The 25,891-nt window shown below is 63.7% G+C and carries 21 protein-coding genes; 14 read left to right on the top strand and 7 right to left on the bottom strand.

Going from position 1 to position 25,891, the window contains the following annotated elements:
* Nucleotides 1-61: 61 nt before the first annotated feature.
* Nucleotides 62-1,192 (bottom strand): bifunctional 2-C-methyl-D-erythritol 4-phosphate cytidylyltransferase/2-C-methyl-D-erythritol 2,4-cyclodiphosphate synthase, encoded by a 1,131-nt coding sequence (locus tag FLO80_RS01860; RefSeq protein WP_111362034.1) that lies wholly within the window; start codon nt 1,190-1,192, stop codon nt 62-64.
* A gap of 165 nt (nt 1,193-1,357) precedes the next feature.
* Here FLO80_RS01860 and dusB point away from each other — a divergent pair, with 165 nt between their 5' ends.
* From dusB to ntrX, 5 genes are all read left to right on the top strand, one after another.
* Nucleotides 1,358-2,341 (top strand): tRNA dihydrouridine synthase DusB, encoded by a 984-nt coding sequence (gene dusB / locus FLO80_RS01855; protein ID WP_111362035.1) that lies wholly within the window; start codon nt 1,358-1,360, stop codon nt 2,339-2,341.
* Nucleotides 2,338-3,438 (top strand): two-component system sensor histidine kinase NtrB, encoded by a 1,101-nt coding sequence (locus FLO80_RS01850; protein ID WP_111362036.1) that lies wholly within the window; start codon nt 2,338-2,340, stop codon nt 3,436-3,438. The genes dusB and FLO80_RS01850 overlap by 4 nt, the downstream gene beginning before the upstream one ends.
* A gap of 12 nt (nt 3,439-3,450) precedes the next feature.
* Complete coding sequence (locus tag FLO80_RS01845; protein ID WP_111362037.1) at nt 3,451-4,821, top strand: response regulator; 1,371 nt, start codon at nt 3,451-3,453, stop codon at nt 4,819-4,821.
* A gap of 99 nt (nt 4,822-4,920) precedes the next feature.
* A complete protein-coding gene (locus tag FLO80_RS01840; protein ID WP_111362038.1) occupies nt 4,921-7,188 on the top strand; it encodes a sensor histidine kinase NtrY-like in 2,268 nt (755 codons plus the stop codon).
* A gap of 25 nt (nt 7,189-7,213) precedes the next feature.
* Complete coding sequence (gene ntrX / locus FLO80_RS01835) at nt 7,214-8,617, top strand: nitrogen assimilation response regulator NtrX (RefSeq protein ID WP_111362039.1); 1,404 nt, start codon at nt 7,214-7,216, stop codon at nt 8,615-8,617.
* Nucleotides 8,618-8,718: 101 nt separating this feature from the next.
* Here ntrX and FLO80_RS01830 read toward each other — a convergent pair whose 3' ends face one another.
* The 3 genes from FLO80_RS01830 to FLO80_RS01820 all read right to left on the bottom strand — a co-directional run bounded on the left by FLO80_RS01830 (nt 8,719) and on the right by FLO80_RS01820 (nt 10,945).
* Nucleotides 8,719-9,135, bottom strand: coding sequence for a hypothetical protein (locus FLO80_RS01830; protein WP_111362040.1), 417 nt, complete (start codon nt 9,133-9,135; stop codon nt 8,719-8,721).
* A gap of 108 nt (nt 9,136-9,243) precedes the next feature.
* Nucleotides 9,244-10,116, bottom strand: a complete 873-nt coding sequence (locus FLO80_RS01825) for a LysR family transcriptional regulator (RefSeq protein WP_188078189.1) — start codon at nt 10,114-10,116, stop codon at nt 9,244-9,246.
* A gap of 361 nt (nt 10,117-10,477) precedes the next feature.
* Nucleotides 10,478-10,945 (bottom strand): hypothetical protein, encoded by a 468-nt coding sequence (locus FLO80_RS01820; RefSeq protein ID WP_146610989.1) that lies wholly within the window; start codon nt 10,943-10,945, stop codon nt 10,478-10,480.
* 127 nt (nt 10,946-11,072) lie between these two features.
* Here FLO80_RS01820 and trkA point away from each other — a divergent pair, with 127 nt between their 5' ends.
* The 6 genes from trkA to FLO80_RS01790 all read left to right on the top strand — a co-directional run bounded on the left by trkA (nt 11,073) and on the right by FLO80_RS01790 (nt 17,768).
* On the top strand, nt 11,073-12,452 hold the full coding sequence (gene trkA / locus FLO80_RS01815) for a Trk system potassium transporter TrkA (RefSeq protein WP_111362043.1): 1,380 nt from the start codon (nt 11,073-11,075) through the stop codon (nt 12,450-12,452).
* A gap of 4 nt (nt 12,453-12,456) precedes the next feature.
* The gene (locus FLO80_RS01810; protein WP_111362044.1) at nt 12,457-13,971 is read left to right on the top strand and encodes a TrkH family potassium uptake protein; all 1,515 of its coding nucleotides are present in this window, start codon (nt 12,457-12,459) and stop codon (nt 13,969-13,971) included.
* Between the two features lie 132 nt (nt 13,972-14,103).
* The gene (gene hfq / locus FLO80_RS01805) at nt 14,104-14,343 is read left to right on the top strand and encodes an RNA chaperone Hfq (RefSeq protein ID WP_088648030.1); all 240 of its coding nucleotides are present in this window, start codon (nt 14,104-14,106) and stop codon (nt 14,341-14,343) included.
* Between the two features lie 2 nt (nt 14,344-14,345).
* Nucleotides 14,346-15,659, top strand: coding sequence for a GTPase HflX (gene hflX / locus FLO80_RS01800; RefSeq protein WP_111362045.1), 1,314 nt, complete (start codon nt 14,346-14,348; stop codon nt 15,657-15,659).
* A 352-nt stretch (nt 15,660-16,011) separates the two neighbouring features.
* Nucleotides 16,012-17,214, top strand: coding sequence for a hypothetical protein (locus FLO80_RS01795; RefSeq protein ID WP_146610990.1), 1,203 nt, complete (start codon nt 16,012-16,014; stop codon nt 17,212-17,214).
* Entirely contained in the window at nt 17,211-17,768 is a 558-nt protein-coding gene (locus tag FLO80_RS01790; RefSeq protein ID WP_111362047.1) for a hypothetical protein, read from the top strand. The genes FLO80_RS01795 and FLO80_RS01790 overlap by 4 nt, the downstream gene beginning before the upstream one ends.
* Before the next feature lie 77 nt (nt 17,769-17,845).
* On the opposite strand, the gene FLO80_RS01785 is transcribed toward FLO80_RS01790, so the two are convergent.
* The gene (locus FLO80_RS01785) at nt 17,846-20,323 is read right to left on the bottom strand and encodes a penicillin acylase family protein (protein ID WP_111362048.1); all 2,478 of its coding nucleotides are present in this window, start codon (nt 20,321-20,323) and stop codon (nt 17,846-17,848) included.
* Nucleotides 20,324-20,442: 119 nt separating this feature from the next.
* On the opposite strand from FLO80_RS01785, the gene FLO80_RS01780 reads away from it, so the two are divergent.
* Together FLO80_RS01780 and FLO80_RS01775 are read left to right on the top strand one after the other, a co-directional pair.
* Nucleotides 20,443-21,315 carry an NAD(P)-dependent oxidoreductase gene (locus tag FLO80_RS01780; RefSeq protein WP_111362049.1) on the top strand — a complete coding sequence of 291 codons (873 nt, stop codon included), beginning with the start codon at nt 20,443-20,445 and terminating at the stop codon, nt 21,313-21,315.
* 25 nt (nt 21,316-21,340) lie between these two features.
* A complete protein-coding gene (locus FLO80_RS01775) occupies nt 21,341-21,781 on the top strand; it encodes an ion channel (RefSeq protein WP_246156514.1) in 441 nt (146 codons plus the stop codon).
* A 4-nt stretch (nt 21,782-21,785) separates the two neighbouring features.
* Here the strand turns inward: FLO80_RS01775 and FLO80_RS01770 are convergent, their stop codons facing one another.
* The gene (locus FLO80_RS01770) at nt 21,786-22,121 is read right to left on the bottom strand and encodes a DMT family transporter (RefSeq protein ID WP_111362050.1); all 336 of its coding nucleotides are present in this window, start codon (nt 22,119-22,121) and stop codon (nt 21,786-21,788) included.
* 218 nt (nt 22,122-22,339) lie between these two features.
* Here FLO80_RS01770 and FLO80_RS01765 point away from each other — a divergent pair, with 218 nt between their 5' ends.
* The gene (locus FLO80_RS01765; protein ID WP_111362051.1) at nt 22,340-24,526 is read left to right on the top strand and encodes an NADP-dependent isocitrate dehydrogenase; all 2,187 of its coding nucleotides are present in this window, start codon (nt 22,340-22,342) and stop codon (nt 24,524-24,526) included.
* Nucleotides 24,527-24,581: 55 nt separating this feature from the next.
* Here the strand turns inward: FLO80_RS01765 and FLO80_RS01760 are convergent, their stop codons facing one another.
* Nucleotides 24,582-25,835 (bottom strand): MFS transporter, encoded by a 1,254-nt coding sequence (locus FLO80_RS01760; protein ID WP_246156513.1) that lies wholly within the window; start codon nt 25,833-25,835, stop codon nt 24,582-24,584.
* Nucleotides 25,836-25,891: the final 56 nt, after the last annotated feature.

Here is a 25,891-nt window from a genome sequence, read left to right as displayed (position 1 = left end):
GGAGGCGAGGGGCCAGCCCCTCGCGCTCCCCGAGGTATTTGGGGTCAGATGAAGCAGGGGGTCATGGTTTGACCAGCGTGGCGGTGGCAATGGCGGCGATGCCTTCCTCGCGGCCGGTGAAGCCGAGGCGTTCGGAGGTGGTGGCCTTGACCGAGACGCGGGCGGCGTCGATGCCGAGGATGTCGGCCATGCGGGCCTGCATCGCGGCGGCGTGGGGGCCGACCTTTGGGCGTTCGCAGATGAGGGTGCAGTCGACATTGGAGAGGGTGAAGCCCTGCTTGTGGGCAAGATCGGCGGCGTGACGCAGGAAGACATGGCTTTCGGCGCCTTTCCATTGCGGATCGGAGGGTGGGAAATGGCGCCCGATATCGCCCATGGCCAGTGCGCCATAGATCGCGTCGCTCAGCGCATGGAGGCCGACATCGGCGTCGGAATGGCCCTTAAGCCCGCGATCATGCGGCACGGCCACGCCGCACAGCATCACGTGATCGCCCGGCCCGAAGCGGTGCACGTCATAGCCATGACCCAGCCGGATATCCATCTGTCCCCCCAGGATGCGTTCGGCCCGCGCGAAATCCTCTGCGTGGGTGATCTTGAGATTGTCCTCATGCCCCGGAACGATTGCGATCTCAAGCCCCGCGGCGCGGGCGATCTCGACGTCGTCGGCGGCGTCGCCTGCGTGGGTGCGGTGGGCGGCGAGGATCGCGGCGAAGTGAAAGCCCTGCGGCGTCTGGGCGCGGTAGAGGCCCGCGCGGTCCCGCGTGCCGGTGACCTGTCCATCGGCGCCGTGCCAGAGCGCGTCGGTCACGGGCAGGGCAGGGGCCGCGCCGGGGCTGGTGTCGAGCGCGGCGATCACCCGGTCGATGACCGCTTGTGGCAGGCAGGGGCGCGCGACATCGTGGATCAGGACGAGATCCGGGGGATCGGCGGCCAGCGCCTCCAACCCGCGCCGCACCGAGGCGGCGCGGCTGGCGCCGCCCGCCGTCACCTCGATGCCCGGAGGGGGCGCGAATGTGGCGATGTCGTCGGGGCGGAGCGTGAGCATGATCCGGTCCACCCGTGGCGCGGCCTGAAACCGGGCCAGCGTCCAGTCGATCACCCGCCGCCCGGCCAGTGCGCGCCACTGCTTGGGCGCGCCGGGGCCGGCGCGGGTGCCGCGGCCAGCGGCAACGATGAGGGCGGCGATCTTCATGACTGTCGCAATAGGCACAGTTCGGGCAAAGGGCAATTCCCAAGAGCGGGCGCGGCTGCCTAAAACTTAGGCATTTGTCTGTGAGTGCCCAGTTTTACCCCGCTGTTTTGTTGTGATTTCGTTGGAGCCGCCTTAGGTGATACCCAATGCACAAGGATTAATCGCTTGACCCCGACCCGGCATGATATCGCACTCGACCCGCCCGTGGCGCTGGCCCCGTTGGCGGGCATCACCGATCTGCCCTTTCGCAATCTGGTGAGTCGCTTCGGGGCCGGGCTGGTGGTCTCGGAGATGATCGCGAGCGGGGAGTTTTTGAGTGCGCGACCCGGTACCCGCGAAAAGGCCGAGCTGGGTGTCGAGGTCGAGAACACCGCGGTTCAGATCGCGGGGCGCGAACCCGGTGCCATGGCCGAGGCCGCCCGGCAGGTGGCCGACATGGGTGCGCGGGTGATCGACATCAACATGGGCTGTCCGGCCAAGAAGGTCACCGGCGGGTTGTCCGGTTCGGCCCTGATGCGCGACCCGGATCATGCGCTGCGCCTGATCGAGGCGGTGGTGGGCGCGGTCGACCTGCCGGTGACGCTCAAGACGCGGCTCGGCTGGGACGACGACAGGCGCAACGCGCCGGATCTGGCCCGGCGGGCCGAGGCTGCGGGCGTGGCCCGGGTGGTGATCCACGGGCGCACGCGGTGCCAGTTCTACAAGGGTCGGGCCGATTGGGCGGCGATCCGGGCGGTGAAGGCCGCCGTTTCGATCCCGGTCATTGCCAATGGCGATATCGTGGACACGGCCACGGCGCGGGATGCGCTGGCGCAGTCACGGGCCGATGGCGTGATGATTGGGCGCGGCGCGCAGGGGCGGCCATGGGCACTGGCTGAGGTTGCGCATGACATCCATGGCGCGCGCGCCCCGGACATTCCACAGGGAGAGGCGCTTTGTGACATGATTTCAGATCATTACGATGCGATGCTCAGGTTCTATGGTGCGGATCTGGGCCTGCGCGTCGCGCGCAAGCACCTGGGCTGGTACATGGATCGGGCGGGCACACCGGCGCCGCTCCGGCGCGAGGTTCTGACCTGTCGGGAGGCGGCGAAGGTGACGCGGCTCATCCCTTTGATGATCCGGCATGGCGAAAGGGCGGCGGCATGAGCAAGGCGGTCCCCGATGACGCGATCTGGGCGTCGCTTCCCGTTCCGGCGCTGGTGGTCGGGCCGGATGACCGGATTGTCGATGTGAACCCGGCGGGCGAGGGGTTCCTGATGAGTTCGGCGCGCGCGCTCAGGGGGCAGCCGATCTGGGACAGGGTGATGATCGACGCGCCGCTTGAAGAGGCGTTCGAGCGCGCGCGCCACAATGCCACGCCGCTTTTCGTCAATGATGTGGATGTGGGCACCGGCGAACGTGCGCCGTTGCATTGCAACATCCAGATCGCGCCGATGCAGGAACGATCGGGCAGGCAGGCGGGGATGATGTTGTTCCTGATTTCCCCGCGCGAACTGGCCGGGCGCATGACGCAGAGCTTTTCGGTGAAATCGGCGGCGAAATCGGCGATCGGCATGGCCGAGATGCTGGCCCACGAGATCAAGAACCCGCTGGCCGGGATCACCGGGGCGGCCCAGCTTCTGAGCATGAATCTCGGGCCGGAAGACCTTGAACTTACGGATCTTATCGTGAGCGAGTCGCGGCGGATCGTGAAGCTCCTCGAACAGGTCGAACAGTTCGGAAACCTGACCGTGCCGGATTTCCAGCCGGTCAATGTTCACGATGTGCTCGACCGGGCGCGGCGCTCGGCGTTGCTGGGATTCGGGGCGCATATGCAGATCGTCGAGGAATATGACCCGTCGCTTCCGATGGCCTGGGGCGATCCTGATCAGCTTTTGCAGGTGATGCAGAACCTGCTCAAGAACGCGGCCGAAGCGGCGGACAGATCCGGCGGCAAGATTACCCTGCATACGTTCTATGAGCATTCCTTTCGCCTGCGCCGTTCGGATGGCAGCGGAGAAAGCCTGCCCTTGCAGATCGAGGTGATCGACGACGGGCCGGGCCTGCCGCCCGATATTGCCGACGACGTGTTCGACCCCTTCGTTTCGGGGCGCGAGAACGGCACCGGGCTGGGCCTCGCGCTGACCGCCAAGATCGTTTCGGATCACGGCGGCTGGATTTCCGTCAAATCGGTGCCCGGACGCACCGTGTTTCGCATTTCCCTTCCGCTCGCGCCCAAGCCGGGCGCCGAGCGCGACACATAAGGAGACCGCCCCATGGATGGCACCGTTCTTGTCGCCGATGACGACCGCACCATTCGCACCGTCCTGACTCAGGCGCTGACCCGGGCGGGGTGCAAGGTGCATGCCACCTCGAGCCTCACCACGCTCATGCGGTGGGTGGGCGAGGGCAAGGGCGACGTGGTGATCAGCGACGTGATGATGCCCGATGGCAATGGGCTCGAAATGCTGCCCAAGATCGCCGAGGACCGGCCCGGCCTGCCGGTGATTGTGATCTCGGCGCAGAACACGATCATGACGGCGATCAAGGCGGCCGAGGCCGAAGCCTATGATTACCTGCCCAAACCGTTCGACCTGCCGGACCTGATGAAACGCACCGCCAAGGCCTTGGAGACGCGCCGCCGTAGCGGGGTGCGCGCGAGCGCCACGACCGAGGCCGAGCGGCCCGACGACCTGCCGCTTGTCGGGCGCACCCCGGCGATGCAGTCGCTTTACCGGCTGCTGGCCCGGGTGATGAACACCGACCTCGGCGTGCTGATCTCGGGCGAGAGCGGCACCGGCAAGAGCCTGATCGCGCGGGCGATTCATGATTTCTCGGACCGGCGCACGTTGCCTTTCGTGACCGCGACAGCGGGCGACCTGCGCGAGTTGGAAGGCCCGGCACGGGTTCTGGCGCGGGCCAAGGGCGGGACGATCCTGTTCGATGAAATCTGTGATATCGAGCCCGATAGCCAGGCGCGTATCGTGCGCATGATCGACACGCCCGGCGACCATGTCCCGCGATTCATGGCCACCAGCCAGAGCGACCTCGCGCAGGCGATGGAGGACGGGCGGCTCAGGCATGATCTTTACTATCGGCTCGACGGTGCGGCGCTGCATGTGCCAGCCTTGCGCGAAAGGGTCGATGACATCCCGCTTCTGGCCGAGCATTTCCTCGCCCGCGAGGAACAGGGCGGCGCGCCGCGGCGCTATTTCTCGGACGAGGCGAGCGCCCTGATGCGCAAGTATAGCTGGCCGGGGAACGTGCGCCAGCTCGAGAACGCGGTGCGGCGTCTCGGCCTCACCGCGCGCAGCGACGAGATCACCCGCGCAGAGGTCGAACAGGTTCTGGGCAACCAGCCCGCGACCGAGCCGGTCCTCGGCCATGACGAGGGTGACAAGCTTTCGGCCAGCGTCGCGCGGCATTTGCGGCGTTATTTCGACCTGCATGGCAACATGTTGCCGCCCGCGGGGCTTTACGCCCGCATCCTTCGCGAGGTGGAGCTTCCGCTGATCGAGATCGCGCTCGATGCAACGGGGGGAAACCAGGCGAAATGCGCCGACCTTCTGGGTATCAATCGCAATACGCTTCGCAAGAAGATCGGAGATCTGGATATTCGCGTGACACGCCGCCGCAAATTGATGTAAAACCGCAACAGAACCGTGGCCGGGGTGCCGCAGTGCCGAAAGAGGTCACGGGATAATGCGGTGAGGCGCCAAGGCGCCACAACATCATGGGGGCGACGGGTGGCAACCCGGGCACGCAAGACAACAGGCAGATCGCGCGGCCAATCGACCTGGGATCGGCTTGTCCGGCTCAGGCGGCAGCGCCGTGCGCAGAATATCGCCACGCTCGGGCTGGTGATCCTGGGGCCGGTCCTGGTTCTGGCGACCTATTTCGTGCTGGGCCCGTTCGAGCGCGGGGCAAATTCCTCTGCCCTGCGCTTCGTGATGCTGGCCGACCTGGTCTATGTGCTTGTCGTTGCGGGGCTGGTGTTGCAGCGCGTGGCACGCATGGTGGCCGATCGGCGGGCGCAATCGGCGGGTTCGCGGCTGCACCTGCGCCTGACCGGCGTTTTCGTCATCATGGCGCTCATTCCCACGATCATCGTGGCGATTTTCGCGGTGTTGACCGTGAATGTCGGGCTCGAGGGCTGGTTTTCCGACCGCGTGCGGCAGGTGGTCGGCAGTTCCTTTTCGGCCGCGCAGGCCTATGAAGAGGAGCACCGCAAATCGCTTGACAGCTCGGCCCGGTCGCTGGCGCGGATGATCGACCTTGCGCGCAGCGCGACACCCTTCATGCAGGACCCGGAAATCCGCGAGGTTCTGACCATCGGCCAGCAACGGTTCCAGCCCGCCATGCGCGAAGCCTACGTCATCGACGGAACCGGAGAATTGCGGGCGCGGGGCGAACGCTCGTACCTGTTCGAGTTCGAGCGCCCGACCTCCGAACAGATCGCCGAGGCACGCGAGACCGGGATCGCTGTCATCCGCGATTGGGATCATGACGAGTTTCGCGCCATCGTGCCGCTTCAGAATTTTCCCGACCGTCTGGTCTATGTCAGCCGCGAAGTGGATGGCAATATCCTCAACCTCCTGGATGAGACCCAGGAGACCGTGCGGCTTTATCAACAGCTTGAAAGAGAACGCGGGCGGGTGCTGTTCGAGTTCGGTCTGCTTTATCTCGGTTTCGCGGTCATCCTGATCCTCGCCGCGATCTGGTTGGGCCTGTGGTTCGCCGAGCGGCTGGCGCGGCCGGTGGGGCGGTTGGCCGGTGCCGCGCAGCGGGTCGGCGCGGGCGATCTCGAAGTGCAGGTGATCGAGGAGGAGGGCGACGACGAAATCGCCATGCTCGGGCGCTATTTCAACCAGATGACGCAACAGCTCAAGGGTCAGCGCGATGCGCTTCTGGCCAATACCGAGCAGATCGAGCGCCGTCGGCGGTTGTTCGATTCGGTGCTCAGTTCGGTCACGTCGGGGGTTGTCGGGGTCGATCCACTGGGCCGGGTGGCCTTTGTCAACCGTTCGGCCGAGCGCCTGCTTGACTGGCAGGGGGATCAATCGCAACTGGCATTGTCGGTGGCGGTGCCCGAATTCGAACCGCTGTTTCACAAACTGCGCCAGCGCGGTGTCGAGGTCGCGCAGGAAGAGGTCAAGGTCAGCCGGGGCGGGCGGCTTGAGAACCTGTTGGTGCGCATGTCGGTACGGCGCAGCGAAGCGGGCGAACTCGAAGGTTACGTGGTCGCCTTTGACGATGTGACCGACCTCGTCAGCGCGCAGCGCATGGCCGCCTGGGGCGACGTGGCGCGGCGCATCGCGCATGAGATCAAGAACCCGCTCACGCCGATCCAGCTTTCGGCGGAACGCATCAATCGCAAGTTCGCGCGCCATCTGGACGAGGCCGAGGCGGCGAGTCTCGCCGATCTGACCGGGGTGATCGTGCGCCAGACCACCGACCTGCGCCGGATCGTCGACGAATTCTCGAAATTTGCCCGCATGCCCGAGCCGGACCGCAAGCCGGAAAGCCTGTGCGCGCTGGTCAGCGGTGCGGTGCTGTTGCAGCAATCGGGGCAACCGGATGTGACCATCACCGTCGATCTGACCGACGATCCGCTGACCGGGGCATTCGATGCGACGATGATCAGCCAGGCCCTGACCAACCTGATAAAGAATGCGGGCGAGGCGACGGAAAGCTATGCCGAAAAGCATGGAACCGAGGGCTATGCCCCCGAGATCCGGGTCACCGCCGTTCGCCGGAACGACGAGGCGCTGATCACGATCTCGGACAATGGCATCGGCCTGCCCGAGGACCGCGCCAAGCTCTTCGAGCCCTATGTGACGACTCGCGACAAGGGCACCGGGCTTGGCCTGCCCATCGTCAAGAAGATCCTCGAGGAGCATGGCGGCAGCCTCGCCCTCGAAGACGCGGCTCCGTTTTCGCAAGGCGCGCATGTGGGGGCGATGGCGGTGATCCGCCTGCCGGTCGATCCCACAACAGGACATTCAGAAGATTAGACGGAAGAAATCGTATGAGGGGAATATGGGTGACATTCTGATTATTGATGACGAACGCGATATTCGCGAGTTGATCGCGGATATTCTTGAGGACGAAGGCTATACCACGCGGCTGGCGGGAAATTCCGACGACGCGATGAAGGAGATCACGTCGGACCCGCCTGCCATGATGATCCTCGACATCTGGCTCAAGGACAGCCGGATGGACGGGATTGATATCCTCAAGACTGTCAAGCGTGACCGGCCCGAGATACCGATCATCATCATTTCGGGCCATGGCAATATCGAGATCGCGGTCGCGGCGATCAAGCAGGGTGCCTATGATTTCATCGAGAAGCCCTTTAATATCGACCAGCTTCTGGTGGTGATACGCCGCGCGATGGAAACTTCGCGCCTGCGCCGTGAGAACACGCAACTCAAGCGCAAGGAGATCATCAGTGCCGAGATGATCGGCCAATCGAGCGCGTATCGCGCACTCGTGGGGCAGCTCGACAAGGTAACGAAATCGAACGGGCGGGTGATGCTGTCCGGGCCGTCCGGCGTGGGCAAGGAAATTGCGGCGCGCTATATCCATGCCCATTCCGCGCGCAAGGACGCACCGTTCGTGGTGGTCAACTCCGCCTCGATCGAACCCGACCGGATGGAAGAGGTCCTGTTCGGCCGTGAAAGCCCCGATCGCGGGGTCGAGCCCGGTCTTCTTGAAGAAGCACATGGCGGGGTGATCTATTTCGACGAGGTGGCGGACATGCCGCCGGGCACGCAGTCGAAGATCCTGCGCGTTCTGGTCGATCAGCAATTCCTGCGCGTCGGCGGATCGGAGAAGGTGCGGGTTGATCTTCGGGTCATTTCATCGACCTCGCACGATCTCGAGGCGGAAATTTCTGCCGGGGGGTTCCGTGAAGAGCTGTTCCACCGGCTCAACGTGGTGCCGATCGCGGTGCCGAGCCTTGAGGAACGGCGCGAGGACATCCCGGTTCTGGCCGAGCATTTCATAGCCGATTTCAACCGCACGCAGGGTCTCCCCCTGCGCGCGCTTTCGGAAGAGGCGGTGGCGCTGATGCAGACCATGGCCTGGCCGGGCAATGTCCGCCAGCTCAGGAATGTGATCGAGCGGGTGTTGATCCTGGGCGAACCGTCGGGCGAGATCGAGGCGCGCGAATTGCCCGGGGAAAGCGAGCGCGATGCCGATGCGGATCGCGTGGTGCTGCCGGGGGTGTTGGCCACCTTGCCGCTGCGCGAAGCGCGCGAAGCGTTCGAGCGCGAATACCTGCTGACGCAGATCAACCGGTTCGGCGGCAACATAAGCCGCACCGCGCAATTCGTCGGCATGGAGCGCAGCGCGCTGCACCGCAAGCTCAAGTCGCTGGGGGTGGTGACGACGAACAAGACCGGCGCCCGGGTGGCGACCATGGGCGAGGAGCAGGAATAGAGGTTTTCGTCAGGGCGATTCAGGCAAGATCAAAAACAGCATGACCGGTTGCCCTTTGCGGGGAACCGGTCATGCTGTTCTTTGGATGTTCTGCGTTCCGATCAGGTGACGTTGCCAAAGCTCCACCCGCCGGGGAAGAGGCGCCATTTGCCGCCCCCCACGAGTGCCAGCATCAAGACGGCGGCGAGGGCGGCCATGCGATCGGGCGACCATGCCAGCGGCGATAGCGCCTCAAGCGGGGCGTCATGGCGCAGAATGGCGCTGCCGCTGCACAGCACGAATCCGATGAGGCCGACGATCCGGCTGCGGATACCCGCGATCAACCATAGCGCGATAATGAACAGCAAAAGGGCGACGGCTTCATCCTGCCAGTTCGGGGTGCCATTGAAGTGGGTGGGAAATGCCTTGGCCAACCACTCAGGGTGTGGGCCGAGTTTGAATTGCACAACATAGGCGAGAAAGAAGCCCGCCAGATACAGTCGACTGACCAATCCGACAATCGGTGAGAGATGTTTCATTCCTTGCCTCGATTAATTCTGGTGTTTTTTCAAGCATGCAATCATGGCGGGCAGGAAACAACTTCAAATTGTGCAAGTGCGGTCGTGCGAACCGCGCAATTCTTTCACTTATTCCGACGCGGACTCGCTCATCTTTTTCAGGTTCTGAATGACCCAGTCGACCGTCGCCCGGATGTCCGGATCATCGCTTCGGCTCTCGTGATGGATGACGAACAGATCGAGCGACACCTCCATTTCCCTGGCGTCAAGCCGCTTCAGCCCGTGAACAGTCCGGGCAATCGGAATGGGAAGAGGCCCGGCAAGACCTAGGAGACGCATCGCGCGGAGCGACTGATCGAAACTGTCGGTCTTGAGCGACGCCGCGCGCCCGAAAAACCGTTGGGCATCTTCGTTATGGGCCGCGGCGAACTTGTCGATGAGCGTGATCCAGCCATCGCCCGTTTCCCAGGTTTCCGGTGCGTAGAGCGCATAGTTATAAGCTGCACATCGCTGCACCTTTAACCGTCCCGCCTCGGGCGGGCGAAACGCAACGACAATGTCATGTAGCCCCAGCCCCTCGGCATTCAGGCGGCGCTCGAAAATGGGAATGACCTGCGGGTGCTTTTCGGCAAGGTCAGCGCATTCCGGGATCAGGATATGCGAAATGATCGAGGCGGGGCCGGCAATCTTGACCTCACGTTTAAGTCCGGCCTCGTCCTGGTTGAGGCACCGCAACTCGCTTGCCAACATGGCCTCGGCGGTCTCGAAAGCGTCGACCAGTTTCAAAAGGGAGGGATTGAGGCGCCAGCTTCCATCGGTCTTGACGAACGGGTAGAACCCCAGCGCTTCGCGCAGGCGCGAGACCTGCCGCGACACGGTTGAAGGCGTCACCCCGAGCTCTCGTGCCGCTTCGGCCATCGAGCCGCTGCGGTGAACGACGAGAACAGTGCGCAATTCTTCGAATATGCTGGGTATCGGGTTCGAACTATCGAATTGTTTCATTAATGCCGTGCTCGTTATCTCTTGCTGTCCCTTGTAAAAGGTATGCATTGCTTACCTTTCGCCCTTGGGGCAAAAATGGTGGGTACTCGGACGATTACAATGCCACCACGCAAATACCTGTCATGACGTGTGGTGAACCCTTCAGGCGGGTCACAACGCTCCACAATAGAATTTAGCCTGTGCAATCAAACGACTGGCTCGAGGCCAGGAAACTTGCAAAATGACAATCCCGAGGGGCCGTCCGCCAAGAGACCGTCGCGAAGCCTGTTCGGCTCCTTAACGTTGTTTTCACGGTGCCATAAACACCCTTGGCTTGTCCAGCATCGCTGTCGCAGCGTCGCGCGTGTTTCGCGAAAACGCCCTAGTCGCGATTGACCACCTGAAACGCACCGCGCCCATGCCGGATCACACAGGCCGAAGGCGAAAGGCGCTTTGGCATCACGGTGGTGATCGCGGGCGGCACCGATTGCGCCACCTCGCGCGGGCAGGGCGGCAGGCTGATCCTTGAATAGCCGCGATCCTGCATGCACAGCGCCGCGACACGGTTGCGCAACCCCAGATTGGCGTCCTCGGTGACGACACGCGAGGGCGTCATGTATCCGGGCGTGACATGGCATTGGCCCTTTTTCGGGCAGACCTTGTGCCCAGGAATCCATTGGCCCGGGATCACCCGGCTGACGTTGCGCACCGGCACCTCGCGCTCGGCCTTGAGGGTGCAGGCGATCTCGTCACGCTCGATCCCGGCCAGGCTGATCCCCGGTTTGTAATAGAGGCCCATGGGGCCGCAACCGGCCAACAGGGCGAGCGCGATCATTGTCAATTTCTTCATGCCATGATCCCTTTGCGACTGGTTCGTCACCCGCCTAGCCTAGCGCGCGGTGAACCGGCTGACAAAGCAATTGACCGTCGTAGCCCCATCTGCCATGCAAACCCTTGCAAAAAGAGGATTGCAGGCCATGAAGGTCATCATTTGCGGCGCCGGGCAGGTTGGCTGGCAGATCGCGCGGCATCTTTCAGGTGAAAAGAACGATGTGACGGTGGTCGACAACAACCCGGATCTCGTGCGCCGGGCGACCGATACGCTCGATGTGCAGGGTATTGCCGGCTTTGCCTCTTACCCGGACGTTCTCGAACATGCCGGTGCGCGCGATGCCGACATGATCATCGCCGCGACCTATTCGGACGAGGTCAACATGGTCACCTGTCAGGTGGCGCATTCGGTCTTTGCCATCCCGCGCAAGATCGCGCGGCTGCGGGCGCAAAGCTATCTCACGGCGATCTATTCCGATCTCTACCGTCGTGACCACCTGCCCATCGACGTGGTGATCAGCCCCGAACGCGAGGTGGCCGAGGCCGCGCTCAACCGCCTGCACGCCCCGGCGGCCTTCGATACCGAGAATTTCCTTGGCGGCAGGGCCAAGATCCTAGGGATCACGATCGACGCGGATTGCCCGGTGCTCAACACGCCGCTTCGCCAGTTGACCGACCTTTTCTCGACGCTCAAGGTGATCGTCGTCGGCATCCGTCGCAAGGGGCGGCTGTTCGCGCCCGAGGCGGGGGATCAGATTTTCGCGGGCGACGACTGCTACATCTGCGTCGCCACCGAGGATGTCGCGCGCACGCTCGATGTGTTCGGCAAGACCAATACCAAGCCCGAGCGCGTGGTGATCGTGGGCGGCGGCAATGTCGGGCTGGCCGTGGCCTCGGCGCTGGAGTCGCGTGAAGAGCGGATTCGCGCCAAGATGATCGAGAAAAGCCGGAGCGTGGCGGAACGCGCGGCTGACACGCTGGAACGCACCATCGTCCTGCATGGTGACGGGCTTGATGCGGCCCTCCTGAACGAAGCGGGCGTGGACCGGGCCAACGCGGTCCTGTGCCTGACCGACGACGACAAGACCAACCTTCTGGCCGCGGTGCGCGCCAAGTCAGAAGGGTGCCCGATGGCGATCGCACTGATCAACGACCCCTCGCTGGTGCCGTTGATGGCGCCGATGGGAATCGACGCCTATATCAACCCGCGGGCGACGACCGTCTCGTCGATCCTGCGCCATATCCGCCATGGGCGGGTGCGCGGTGTCTATTCGATCGGCGATGCCGAGGCCGAGGTGATCGAGGCCGAAGTCCTGTCGACCTCGCCGATCACCGGGCAGACGGTGCGCGAGATCGACTTTCCCGAGGGTGTCCTGATCGGCGCGGTGCTCAAACCGGGTGGCAAGCTGATGAAACCCACGGGCCGGTTGCGGATCGAAGAGGGCGACGTGATCGTGATCTTCGCCATGTCCAAGGATGTCCCCGAGGTCGAGCGGCTGTTGCAAGTCTCGATCGACTTCTTCTGAGCCGATGCACCGCTTGCGCAACATCCCGCTTTTCCTGGTGTTCTGGGCCGTGGCGGCGGCGGCGATGTATGTTCCGGCCATTCATGGGCTGGCGAACGAGCGGTTCGCCGAGGCGCGGGCGTTTTTCTATTCCGGCACGCTGGGGCTTTTCGTGGTGGCGTTGATCGCGATCACGCGGATCGGGCGGCGCCAACGCAAGCGGGGCGGGCTGGGCGAGCTTCTGGCACTGTTCGGGGCGTTCACGCTCTTGCCGGTGTTCCTGGCATTGCCGCTCTACGAGGGGCTGGGCACCACCAGCTATGTCAACGCCTATTTCGAAATGGTCTCGTCGCTGACTACGACCGGCGCCACGCTGTTCGCGCCTGCGCGCCTGTCGGACACGATGCATCTGTGGCGCGCGCAGGTGGGGTGGATGGGCGGCTTCATGATGTGGGTCGCGGCGGCGGCGATCCTTGCGCCGCTCAACCTCGGCGGGTTCGAGGTCACGACCTCGGCCGAACCGGGGCAGGGCGACATGGCGTTCGACCATTACGACCGGGCCGAGGCGATGCACCGCATCCTGCGCAGCGTGCGCCTGCTCCTGCCGATTTATACCGGGCTGACCGGGGTGCTGTGGCTGTGCCTCGTGGTGTCGGGCGATCGACCGCTCGTGGCGCTGGCGCATGCGATGTCGACCCTGGCGACGAGCGGCATCTCGCCACTCGGGGGGGTGCAGAGCGCAGGGTCGGGGCTGATCGGTGAAGCGGTGATCTTTCTCTTTCTCTTTTTCTCGCTCAGCCGGCTGACCTTTGCCTCGGACACGCTGACCACGGCGCGGCCCGGCCTGCTGCGCGATCCGGAATTCCGGCTGGGTCTCTTGATGATCATAGGCGTGCCGCTGGTCCTGTTCCTGCGGCACTGGATCGGCGCGTTCGAGTTCGACGAGATCGAAGATCTTGCCGCGGCGGTTCGGGCACTCTGGGGCGGGCTTTTCACGGTCCTGTCGTTCCTGTCCACCACCGGGTTCGAAAGCGCGGCCTGGACCGATGCGCGCGACTGGTCCGGGCTGGGCACACCGGGGCTGATCCTGCTGGGCCTGTCGCTCATCGGGGGCGGGGTCGCAACCACGGCGGGCGGGGTCAAGCTTCTCCGGGTCTATGCGCTTTACCTCAACGGGCTGCGCGAGATGGAGCGATTGATCCACCCCAATTCGGTCGGGCGCGCCTCGAGTCACAGCCGCAGGCTGCGCCGCAAGGGGGCGTTTGTCGCATGGGTCTTTTTCATGCTCTTCGCGCTTTCGCTGATCATTGTCATCGGGCTGATGGCGCTTGTCGGGGCGAATTTCGAACAGGCGACGATCCTCGCCATTGCCACGCTGTCGACCACAGGGCCACTGATCCAGGCGGCGGCGGAAACACCCATCGCGCTGGCGGATTTCGGCAATGCGGGCAAGCTGATCCTGTCGGCGGCCATGGTGCTCGGACGACTGGAAATGCTGGCGATCATCGCGCTGATCAACCCGGCATTGTGGCGCGATTGACGCGCCTTGCGTGGCGATGTTTTTCCGGCTTTACAATTAGCTCTGGAATCTCCCCCATGGTCACGACATACTCGGGCGCAATCGAAAAGGTGTCGCAGAGGGGCACCGGGCAAGAACAAAGGCATCTGACACATGGCTTCCGACAGACAGAACCTGCAAGACGCGTTCCTCAACCATGTCCGCAAGACCAAGGTTCCGGTCACGATTTTCCTGATCAATGGCGTGAAGCTCCAAGGGGTGATCACGTGGTTTGACAATTTCTGCGTGCTGTTGCGCCGGGATGGCCAATCGCAACTGGTCTACAAGCACGCGATCTCGACCATCATGCCGGCCCAGCCAATCAACCTTTACGAAGGCGAAGACGCCTCCTGATCATGGGTGAGCAAACCGGCGGTGACACCCATGAAACCAAGGCTCGCCTGACACGGGCCTGGGTTCTGCATCCCGACATCCGCAACGATCCCAGATCGGCCAAGGGGCGCCGCGACCCTGCGCGCGCTCTGGAAGAAGCCGTGTCGCTGGCCGTGGCGCTGCCCGGGCTCGAGGTCGTGGGCCAGGAGATCGTGCGCCTGCCCCGGCCGCATCCGGGCCTGTTGTTCGGCACCGGCAAGATCGAGGAACTCAAGGCGCGGATCGAGGCGGCCGAGGTCGATCTCGTGCTGGTCGACGGTCCGGTTTCGCCTGTCCAGCAGCGCAACCTTGAAAAGAAATGGGGGGTCAAGCTGCTTGACCGGACCGGGCTCATCCTCGAGATCTTTTCCGACCGCGCCGCCACGCGCGAAGGCGTGTTGCAGGTCGAGATGGCCGCGCTGTCCTATCAGCGCACGCGGCTGGTGCGGGCCTGGACCCACCTCGAGCGCCAGCGCGGCGGGTTGGGGTTTGTCGGCGGGCCGGGGGAGACCCAGATCGAGGCCGACCGCCGCGCCATCGACGAACAGCTCGTCCGCCTGCGCCGTCAACTGGCCAAGGTGGTCAAGACCCGCGACCTGCACCGCAAGGCCCGCGCCAAGGTGCCTTATCCCATCGTAGCGCTGGTCGGCTATACCAACGCAGGCAAATCGACGCTGTTCAACCGCCTGACCGGGTCGGATGTCATGGTCAAGGACATGCTCTTTGCCACGCTCGACCCGACCATGCGCCGGGTGCACTTGCCGGATGGTGGCCCCGAGGTGATCCTGTCGGACACGGTGGGCTTTATTTCCGACCTGCCGACCGAACTGGTCGCCGCCTTCCGCGCCACGCTCGAAGAGGTGCTGGCCGCCGATCTCATCGTGCATGTGCGCGACATCGCGCATCCCGAAACCCGGGAACAGGCCGAGGATGTGGAGGCGATCCTGGCGTCGCTCGGGGTGGCACGCGAAACGCCGCAGATCGAGGTCTGGAACAAGATCGACCTGTTGGACGAGGGCGCGCGGGGCGCGGCGGTGAATGCGGCGGCGCGCGATGAAAATGTTGTGGCTTTATCGGCGGTTACGGGGGAGGGGGTTGAGGTTTTGCTGGCTCGAATCTCGGATCGGCTGGGCGGGGTGCGTCACGAAAGCCGGGTTGTCCTGCCTTTTTCGCAAGGCCGCAAGCGGGCGTGGCTGCACGCGGAGGGCGTTGTCGAGCACGAGGAAGAAACCGAGGATGGCCATGCCCTTACCCTGCTCTGGACCGCCCGTCAGGAGCAACGCTTCCGCGACCTCTAGGGGCACCGTCCGCCCGGGTTAACGCCCGTCGAGCCCCGGATTTCAGGGGGGTGACATCCGGCTGCCCCCCGGCTGACATCCGGCTGCCGGGGAAAACGGCGGTGGTTTACCATTTATTAGGTTAATGGGGTGTTCGGTGGGGGTGGGAGAGGGATGAGGTTTCTGTTGCGGGTGGGGAGTATGCTGACCTGAGCGGTGGCAATGCGCAGCGAAAGGCCTTTGCAAAGTCTGAGCAGACAGCACGGACAATCGGTATTTTGCGCCGACCGCCTGCGCTTTAATTGTCATTTGGTTGAGTGCGCACATAACTCCTCGGGATACATCATCTGGGCTGAATAATTTTGGATGTGGCGTGGAACCGGTTTGGTTGCTAAACATCCAAGGAAACCAACTACCGGAGAGCTTTTTGACTCGTTTCCGAATTGATTTGAACACGAAAATCATTGCAAATGATGTGCGCGTCTTTCTGGCGAGGGCCGGAAAGCAAGGGCATATGTTTGAGCAAGTACTCGAACATCGGGCAATTGGCCCCGACCTGCCAATGCTTGGCCTTGACTTGCGGAATGGCCTCGATGGTGATCCAAATGTTGAGGCGAAGGTGAAACGGGCGCGCGCTTACAGCAGTTGGTTGCGGCAGTCGCAAGAGCCACGGGGCGACAGGCCTTCGGAAAGCGTCAACGACTACCACGACGTTAATAGGCGCCCAGGACATGCTCAGATCGACGGCATCGTCCGGACTTATTTCCAAGAATTGACCGCGGGCGACGTTTTAATCATCCCCAATCCGTCCTACTTCGGGGACGCGATCATCGCAGAGTTGCTACCGGTCGGTAACGCGACCGCTAAAATTCCGGGCACGCGCCGTTTCGAAGGTTTCGAGTTCGATGGTCGCCGCTTCGGCCATTTCAAGAAAGTAAAGATGGCTGATCTGCCCAGAACGGTGATTGACTTGGCAAAGGCTCCAACGGGCCTTGCTGAGATCAGAACACCCGTCGTGAAGCATCGCATCTTTGAACTCGGATATGACGACTTCGTTCTCGACGATAAGTTCGTGTCGCGGATCTTCACTACCGAGCGTGACTTCACATCCTTTGACGGGAACGTGCTCAACGCGCTCGTCACCATGGTGGCAAAAAATGTTGATCGCCTTGAAATGGACGGCGCGGATGCACACCTCCTTAACTTGGTGCAAGCGGTGTTCGAACAGCTTGACCATGACGATCTGCAAGTGAAGATCGACATCAACTCGCCAGGCTTTTTGGCTGTGTTCGACCGGTCGGTTGTGCCTTTGGTAATAGCTTCCACGCTATCGGTTTTCGTGTCAGTTGGATTTGACGCGACGGCTTTCGCTCAGAATACCGTGGTCGAGGCGACAAACAGCAGGGCGGCAGAGGTCGCCGACGTGTGCAGTCAGGATGTCGGACGACTCACAGAAAATATGCTAAAGTTGCTCTCAACGGCGGAGGAAGATTTCCAGCGCACCTGTGACCTTCTGCGCGAGGCGCACGATAACACTGGCGCGCGGACAAATGTGACAGTCGAGGTTGAAAGGTGATCAAAATTCCGCACACTCGGCAGGAATGGACGAAGCTCGGCCAAACGGTCGGGTGGACACTTGTGCGCTTTCAAGTTCTTGGGATGATCATTGGTATGGTGTTGACCATATTCACCCAGTTGCTCACGGGGTTCTGGGAGTTTCGTGCTACCCACGAAGATATGCTGCGTCAGCAGTGGAGCGCGGTCGTTGATGCTCAGGAGCAGTTCGAGAGTAAGTTGGGGCAGATCGACACTGTGTTACGCGGCCAACCGTCGCCGACTGCTGGGACCGAGTATGCGAGTGCGGCACAGACTTACATTCGCTCAATGGAAGCAATCAGCCGGTCGTTGCCGGAAACCTCGACGGAGATAGCAGACTACATCGATACGATCGCTGCGCTGCGAAAGTACTACGACGCGAATAGTCCCCCGGCTCCGAACACGGACGAGTGGCAGATCTTCTACGGTGAGTATCGGCAGGATTTTGACCGGTATGTCGAAGCCAGAGAGCGGTACTTCAACGTGTTGGCGGCTGAACTCGGCGACTACGCTCGATACATTACCAACTCCTAAGCCATATAGCGCTCGACCAGTGCTAAGGCGCATGAGCTCATCCCCAGCGGCAGCTTTGGCCACACCTACGTCCCCCCTCACTCCCCCTTCGGCAGCAACCGCGTCACGCCGACCGAGGCGGCGCGGGCCAAGTCGGTGTCGAGCGACATGGGGATGTATTCGCCGCGGCGCCAGAGGGTGGCCATGTCATCGTAGTGACGGCTCAGGACGTGGCCGGACTGACCCGTGGAGATGACGAAAACGGAGCTGTCGGGATCGGCGAAATCATAGACGCCGCGAAAGCCCGCGCCGTGGACATTGCGGAACGGGTTGGCGCCCTTGCCTGCCGTCTTGGCTCGGTTGAGGGTGTTGTCGCCGCCGCTCGTCGATTGGCGGATGTTGACGAAATAGCGCAGGAGCGGCACTTCGCCCAGCACGGCATGATCATGCGTGGCCTGGTGCAGATCGCCCCAGGCGAGGGATTCGATCGCGGTGCCCTGCGTTTCGGTAAGCCAGGTCAGCGCGTCGTCGAGCGCCATGCGCGCGATATCGGAACAGGTTTCGCGCGGGGTCGAGTGGATCACGTCGCACCATGCCCCGGCGCCATCGACATCGCGAAAGACGCGCTCGATGAAGAGCGGCTCGACATGGGTGAGTTCATCGGCGAGCGGGCCGAGCTCGTCGCGGACGAGGCGCTCCTGCAGGGCGCGCATCCAGGCCATGTAGATGAGCGGCTCGGGGAGGTATTCGTTCATCTCGCCGTTCCAGTCGGCGAGCAGTTCGAGCGCCATGTGGCGGCGGCGTTCGGTGGTGCCGTCGGGCGCGGCCTCGCCGGTGAACCACAGATCCTTGCCAACGAGGGGCAGGAGGGTGCGGGCGGTCACGCTCACGGTGTCGAGCTGGGCCTCGACGAAGCTGTCGCGGCTGTGGACGTGGCGCAGTTGCATGAGGCGGGTCCAGCGTTGCACGCGCTGGGTGTCGCCCCAGTCGAAGCTGACATGCAAGGGGAAGGGGCGTTCCACCAGCTTGTTGTTGGTGTTGCCGACGATGCCGCCGGAGGGGGCGATGAATTCGGGATTGGCGTCATAGCTGAGCCGGCCCTGCCAGCGGTTGTGCTCGACGGCGCCGAGCGCGGGCATGCGGCCCTGGCTGTCGTGGTTGGCGTTGCGGCGGGGCATGGCGCCCACGGTCTTCATCGCCACGTCGAGGCGGTCGGCGAGGATCAGGTTCTGCGAGGGGGCGACGAATTTCTCGCCCGCGACCATCGCCTCGCGAATGCTGCGCGCGCGCATCAGGCCGAGTCCGGCGCTCATCGTCGTGTCCTGATCGTCGAGCGCGGTCCATGACACGGCGGCGACGTGGCCCGGGGGGGTGATGGTGCCGAGATCGGCATGGGAGCCGGGCAGGACCGGGCCGTTCTCGCTCCAGCGCAGGGTGAGGGTGACCGGCGCGCTGTCCTTGATCTCGATGATCGAGCGGCGGGTCTCGAACGGCTGGAAGCCGTCGGGGGTGCGGTATTGCTCGGGGTTGTCGGGGTTGAGCTCCTCGATCATCACGTCGAGATCGTCGAGATAGGACGAGGTCAGCCCCCAGCCGAGGCGATCGCTGCGCCCCGAGAGGACCAGCGGCATGCCCGGGATAGTGCCGCCGATGACCCCGCCGGAGGAGAGTTCCAGCCGGGCCAGGTACCAGATCGAGGGCGCGGAAAAGCCGAGATGCGGATCGTTCGCCAGAAGCGTGCCGCCAGAGGCCGAGCGGCTGGGCGCCGCGGCCCAGCCGTTCGAGGCATTGGCAAGGCCCGGGCCGCGAAACGGCGAGAGCGGATCATTGGCCGCGCCGCCCATGCCCCCGGCAAAGCGCAGGGTGTCGGCCCCCGGCATGAGCGCGGCGTAATCGGGCAGGGCGCCCACGCCGGTTCCGGGCGCGTCGGGCAGGATGTCGGCGAGCCGCGCCTTGTCCGGCAGCGCCAGCGACAGGCGTGCGCGCAGCACCTCGCGGTCGAGCTGCGACATCATCTGCACCGCCATCAGCTTGATCACCGCGATCGAATCCGCCGGGTGCCACGGGGCGATCGGCATGTCGAAGAGGAACATCTCGGGCGCCCCGCGCCCCAGCGCGTCGCGGTTGATCTCGTCCAGGCGCGCATTGACCCCGGCGGCATAGGCTTCGAGCGCGGCCAGCGTATCGGCATCCTGCGCCGCAACCGAGGTCCGCGCGAGGCGGTAGAGGTCGAAGCGCCGCAACAGCTTGTCGATCTCGACCGTGCGCGCGCCGAACACCTCGGAGAGGCGGCCCTGCACGGTGCGCCGCATCACCATCATCTGCCACAGCCGGTCCTGGGCATGGGCATAGCCCAGCCCGAAAAACACCCCCGCATCATCGTCGGAGAAGATATGCGGCACATTGGCATGATCGCGCAGGATCTCGACCGGCGTGTCGAGCCCGTCGACCGTCAGCCGCTTGTCGTAATCCGGGAGCGAGCGCGAGGCGAAATAGTAAACCGCGCCCACGACCAGCCCGACCAGAACCAGCACCGCGACCGTAATCCGCATGAGCCACCGAAATATCCTCACCATAGACTGAATGCCCCGCCTTCTCTTGCCCTGCTGCTCGCCTGGGTCGTTTTGTCCAAAGTCCTTGCCATTCCGGGCCGTGCCAGACAAACCTTAAGCGGAATGAAGACGAGGGGAAAGACATGGCAAAGCTGGCATTTCTTGGATTGGGCGTGATGGGATACCCGATGGCCGGGCATCTGCGCGCCAAGGGACACGAGGTCACGGTCTATAATCGGACCGCGAGCAAATCCGCGGCATGGGTCGAGGCGCATGGCGGCGCGTCCGCCCCGACCCCGCGCGAGGCCGCGGAAGGGGCCGAGTTCGTGATGGCCTGTGTCGGCAATGACGACGATCTGCGCGGTGTCTGCCTTGGGCCGGACGGGGCATTCGCGGGCATGGGCAAGGGCGCGATCTTTGTCGATCACACCACGGTTTCCGCAGCCGTCACCAGCGAGCTTTACGAGGCCGCGCGCGAGATCGGGGTGAGCTTTGTCGACGCGCCGGTCTCGGGCGGACAGGCGGGGGCCGAGAATGGCGTCTTGTCGATCATGTGCGGCGGCGATCAGGCCGCGTTCGACGCGGCCGAGCCGGTGATGGCGGCCTATGGCCGCTCGATCAAGCGGCTGGGCGAAAGTGGTGCGGGACAATTGACCAAGATGGTCAACCAGATCTGCATCGCGGGGCTGGTGCAGGGTCTGGCCGAGGGGCTGCATTTCGCCCAGAAGGCCGGGCTTGACGGGCGCGCGGTGATCGAGGTGATCGCGGGCGGCGCCGCCGGAAGCTGGCAGATGGCCAACCGTCACGAAACCATGCTTGACGACGAGTTCGAGCATGGCTTCGCGGTCGACTGGATGCGCAAGGATCTGGGCATCTGCCTTGCCACCGCGAACGAGAACGGCGCGTCGCTGCCGGTGACGGCGCTGGTCGATCAGTTCTACAAGGACGTTCAGAAAATGGGCGGCGGGCGCTGGGATACCTCGTCATTGATCAAGCGGTTGACGGCGATGGGATGACCGGCGCTGCGGCGGCGAGGGCATCATGACCTGGAACCTCGTTTCGCAAATCGCCATTGGATCGGGGCTGGTGATCGTCTCGGTCCTGTTGTCGGCTTCGATCTTCATGGCGCTCGAAATCACCGTGGCGCGGGCGCACAGGTGGTTGATACGCCGCCCGCACCTGCCCAAGCTGATTATCGTGCTGCTGGCGGCGGTCATTGCCGCGCTCGGGATGATCACGGTCAGCGTCTGGGTCTGGGCACTGGCTTTCCTGTGGCTCGACATTTTCGCGACACTTGAGGAGTCGCTTTATTTCGCGCTGGTCTGTTTCACCACGCTTGGATTTGGCGATGTGATCCTGCCGCAGAACTGGCGCATCCTGTCGGGCATGACGGCGGCCAACGGGTTCCTCAATATCGGGATGATGTCGGCCATCGTGATCGAAACCCTGCGCCTCGTGCGCAAGAACCAGCTCGATTCATGAGGGATCAATGCGTGGTGGTGTTGGAAAACAACTGGATCACCACGATCCCGGCCATGATCATCCCGATCCCGATCACCGCCGGAAGATCGAGCTTCTGCTGGAAGACGAGGTAGCCGATCACCGCGATCAGCACGATCCCCAGCCCCGACCAGATCGCATAGACCAGCCCCACCGGCATGAACTTGAGCGCCAGCGCCATGAACCAAAACGACGCGCCATAGGCCAGAACCACCAGGATCGACGGCCAGAGCCGGGTGAACTGCTGGCTGGCCTGCAACGCGGTCGTGCCGATGGTTTCGGTCAGAATGGCAATGAACAGATAGACATAGGCAAGCTGCATGACGGGCACTTTCAGAGGGAAACCTTGAGGGGAACTGCCCCGGATGTGCCATAGTTGCCGATCCCGGCAAAGCCCAAAACGCCGTCAAACCCTGTTCCGATGTGCGAATTCAGCATTGTATACCATCGCACACATTGACGAACCGCCCCGGTTGGGATACCGCAACGGGCGAGAGGGCAGACCAGCCCGCGCTTACCTCAAAGAGGAGAAACCGACCCATGGCCGACAAGACCCCCGATATCATCTATACCATCGTTGACGAGGCGCCCGAGCTTGCCAGCGCGTCGCTCTTGCCGATCGTGCGCACCTTTGCGGCGGCGGCCGATATCAGTGTCGGCACGAGGGATATCTCGCTGGCCGGGCGCATCCTCGCCGCCTTTCCCGATTTCCTGAACGAGGATCAGCGTCAGGGCGATGACCTGGCCGAGCTGGGCGAGTTGGTCAAGACGCCGGATGCCAACGTGATCAAGCTGCCCAATATCTCGGCCTCGACACCGCAGCTTGAAGAGGCCATCGCCGAGCTGCAGGCGCAGGGCTACGGGATTCCCGATTATCCCGACGCGCCGCAAAGCGACGCCGAAAAGGACATCCGCGCGCGCTATGACGCGATCAAGGGCTCGGCGGTGAACCCGGTCCTGCGCGAGGGCAATTCGGATCGCCGTGCGGCCAAGGCGGTCAAGGAATACGCCAAGAAATATCCCCACTCGATGGGCGACTGGTCAGCCGACAGCAAGACCACGGTCGCCGCGATGCCCGGCGACGATTTCTTTGCCAATGAAAAATCGACCACCATCACCGCCGATCAGGCCGGGGCGGCGAAGATCGTGTTCACGGCGCGCGATGGCGGCGAGTCGGTGCTCAAGGACGGGCTGAACTATGGCGAGGGCACGATCGTCGATGCCACCTTCATGTCGGCCAAGGCGCTGCGCGCGTATATCCGCAAGGAAATGGAAACCACCGAGCCGGGCGTGCTGTTCTCGGTGCACCTCAAGGCCACGATGATGAAGGTCTCGGACCCGATCATCTTTGGCCATTTCGTGTCGGTCTGGCTTGAAGATTTCATCGCCAAGCATGGCGCGGGCCTCGACTGGAACCCCAATGACGGGATTGCCGACCTCGAAAAGCAGATCGAGGGCAACAGCGAGGCGCAGGCCGATCTCAAGGCGGCGCTGGCGTCGCGCCCGCCGCTCTACATGGTCAATTCCGACCGGGGCATCACCAACCTGCACGTGCCCTCGGACGTGATCATCGACGCCTCGATGCCGGCGCTGATCCGTGCGGGCGGCAAGGGCTGGGGCCCCGATGACAAGCAGGCCGACGCCAAGTGCTGCATCCCCGACAACAGCTATGCCGGGGTCTATGACGAGACGATCAGTTACTTCAAGCAGCATGGCAAGCTTGACGTGACCACCTGCGGCGCGGTGTCGAACGTGGGGCTGATGGCGCAGAAGGCCGAGGAATACGGCTCTCACCCGACCACGTTCGAGGCGCCGGGCGACGGCACGATCTCCGTTGTGCTGGCCTCGGGCGAGGTGCTGCATTCGCATGACGTGGAAAAGGGCGACATCTGGCGCTCCTGCACGGTCAACAAGGCGCCGATCGAAGACTGGATCGCACTTGGTGTCCGGCGGATGAAGGCCACGGGGCAAGCCGCCTTCTGGCTCGACGAAACCCGCGCGCATGACGCCGAGCTGATCAAATATGTCGAGCCCGCGCTGAAAGCGGCCGGGGTCGACATTCCGATCATGGCCCCGCGCGAGGCCACGCGCTTTACCCTCGACAAGATGCGCGACGGGCAGGACGTGGTGACCATCACCGGCAACGTGCTGCGCGATTACCTCACGGACCTGTTCCCGATCCTTGAACTCGGCACCTCGGCCAAGATGCTGTCGATCGTGTCGCTGATGCAGGGCGGCGGATTGTTCGAGACCGGCGCGGGCGGATCGGCGCCCAAGCATGTCGAGCAACTGGTCGAGGAAAACCACCTGCGCTGGGACTCGCTGGGCGAATTCTGCGCGCTGGGAGAAAGCTTCAAGTTTCTCGCCGACAAGGGCAATGCAAGCGCCGTGATCATCGGCGAGGCGGTCGAAACGGCCACCCAGCGCGTGCTCGAAGAAGAGCGCAGCCCGAAACGCAAGGCCGGTCAACCCGACAACCGCGATTCGCATTACTGGTTCGCGCGCTACTGGGCCGAGGCGCTGGCCAGCCAGAGCGCCGATGCGGGGCTGGCCGAGCATTTCGCGCCCATCGCCAAGGCACTGGCCGAGAAGGAAGAAGAGATCCTTGCCGAGCTGATGGCGGGGCAGGGCAAGCCGGTCGACTTGGGCGGCTACTACCATGCCGACCCGGAAAAACGCTCCGCCGTGATGCGCCCCAGCAAGACGCTCAACGCGATCATCGGCTGATCATCGGTCCGAAGTAACAGTGAAAGCGCGTCGCCCCGGCGGCGCGCTTTTCTCGTCAGGGCAGGCTGCGCTGCTCGACCCGGCGCAGCCACAGCATGAGCGCCAGCGCCACCACGGCGAGTCCGAACACGCCCTGAGCCAACGGCGCGAATGTTCCGTCAAAACCCAGCCCGATCGGCATGGCGAGCCCCATCGACAGCACCGTCGCCAGCCCCGCGATCACCGAGGCGGCAGTGCCCGCGATATGGCCGAGCGGCTCCATCCCCATCGCGTTGAGATTGCCCAGCGTCATCCCGGCCTGAAAGAACAGCGTCGTCTGCCAGATCAGGAAGAAGACGAACCCGATATCCGGGGACAGCGCCAGGTGCGACAGGATCACCATCACCCCGGAAAACAGCACCTGCGCCACCAGCATCACCGTCACGAGGAAGCGCATCCCGAGCCGCACCACCAGCGCCGCGTTGACGAAACTGGCGCTGGCCGAGACAAGGCAGATACCGCCGAACCACCATGGAAAGCTCTCGGCGCGGTCATAGGTGACGTCATAGATCTGCTGCACGCTGGCGATGGTCGCGAACAGCATCGCGAGACACAGGGTCTGCACCACGATCGTGATCCGCACCATCGGATGGCCGAGGATCTCGCGCAGCGCGCGCAGGATCGGGCGGATGCGAAGCGGCCGCCGCCGCTCGCGTGGCAACGTCTCTTCGAGCCGCAGCCCGACCCATCCCGCACCGATCAGCGCGAACAACACGAAGGCGACGAAAATCCCGCGCCAGTTGGACAACGCGATGATTCCGGCCCCCAGCAGCGGGGCAATCGCCGGGACCAGCGCAAAGATCATCATCACGATCGACATCAGCCGCGCCATGAGCCGCCCGGAATAAAGATCGCGAATCACCGCCATGCCCACGACCCGTGGACCCGCCGCGCCCAGCCCCTGCACCAGCCGCGCCGCCAGCATCAATTCGAGACTCTGCGCCGCCCAAGCCGCCGCCGCCCCGGTGATATAGACCGCCGCGCCCACGATGATCACGCGCTTGCGCCCGAACGTGTCCGAAAGCGGGCCGGTGACAAAGGTGCCCAGCCCCAACCCGATCACGAAGGCCGTCAGGATAAGCTGCGCGCGATTGAGATTGTCCGGCGACAATTCGGCCCCGATCTCGGGCAGCGCGGGCAACATCGCGTCGATGGAGAAGGCCACCGTGGCAAACAGCATCGCCATGAGCGCGACAAACTCGGCGCGCGCCATGGGAAAGCGTGGCGGGCTTTCGACCTCGGGGGGCAGGGGGGCAAGACTGTCGTTCATCCCGGGGCATTAGCATGCCCGCCAACCCGCGACCAGATGTCACTTTCCTTTACCTG

This window comes from Aquicoccus porphyridii (assembly GCF_008369105.1).
Lineage (GTDB): Bacteria > Pseudomonadota > Alphaproteobacteria > Rhodobacterales > Rhodobacteraceae > Aquicoccus > Aquicoccus porphyridii.
The sequence above is the reverse complement of the archived record's forward strand: the minus strand, read 5'-3'. Positions and strand labels throughout refer to the sequence as shown.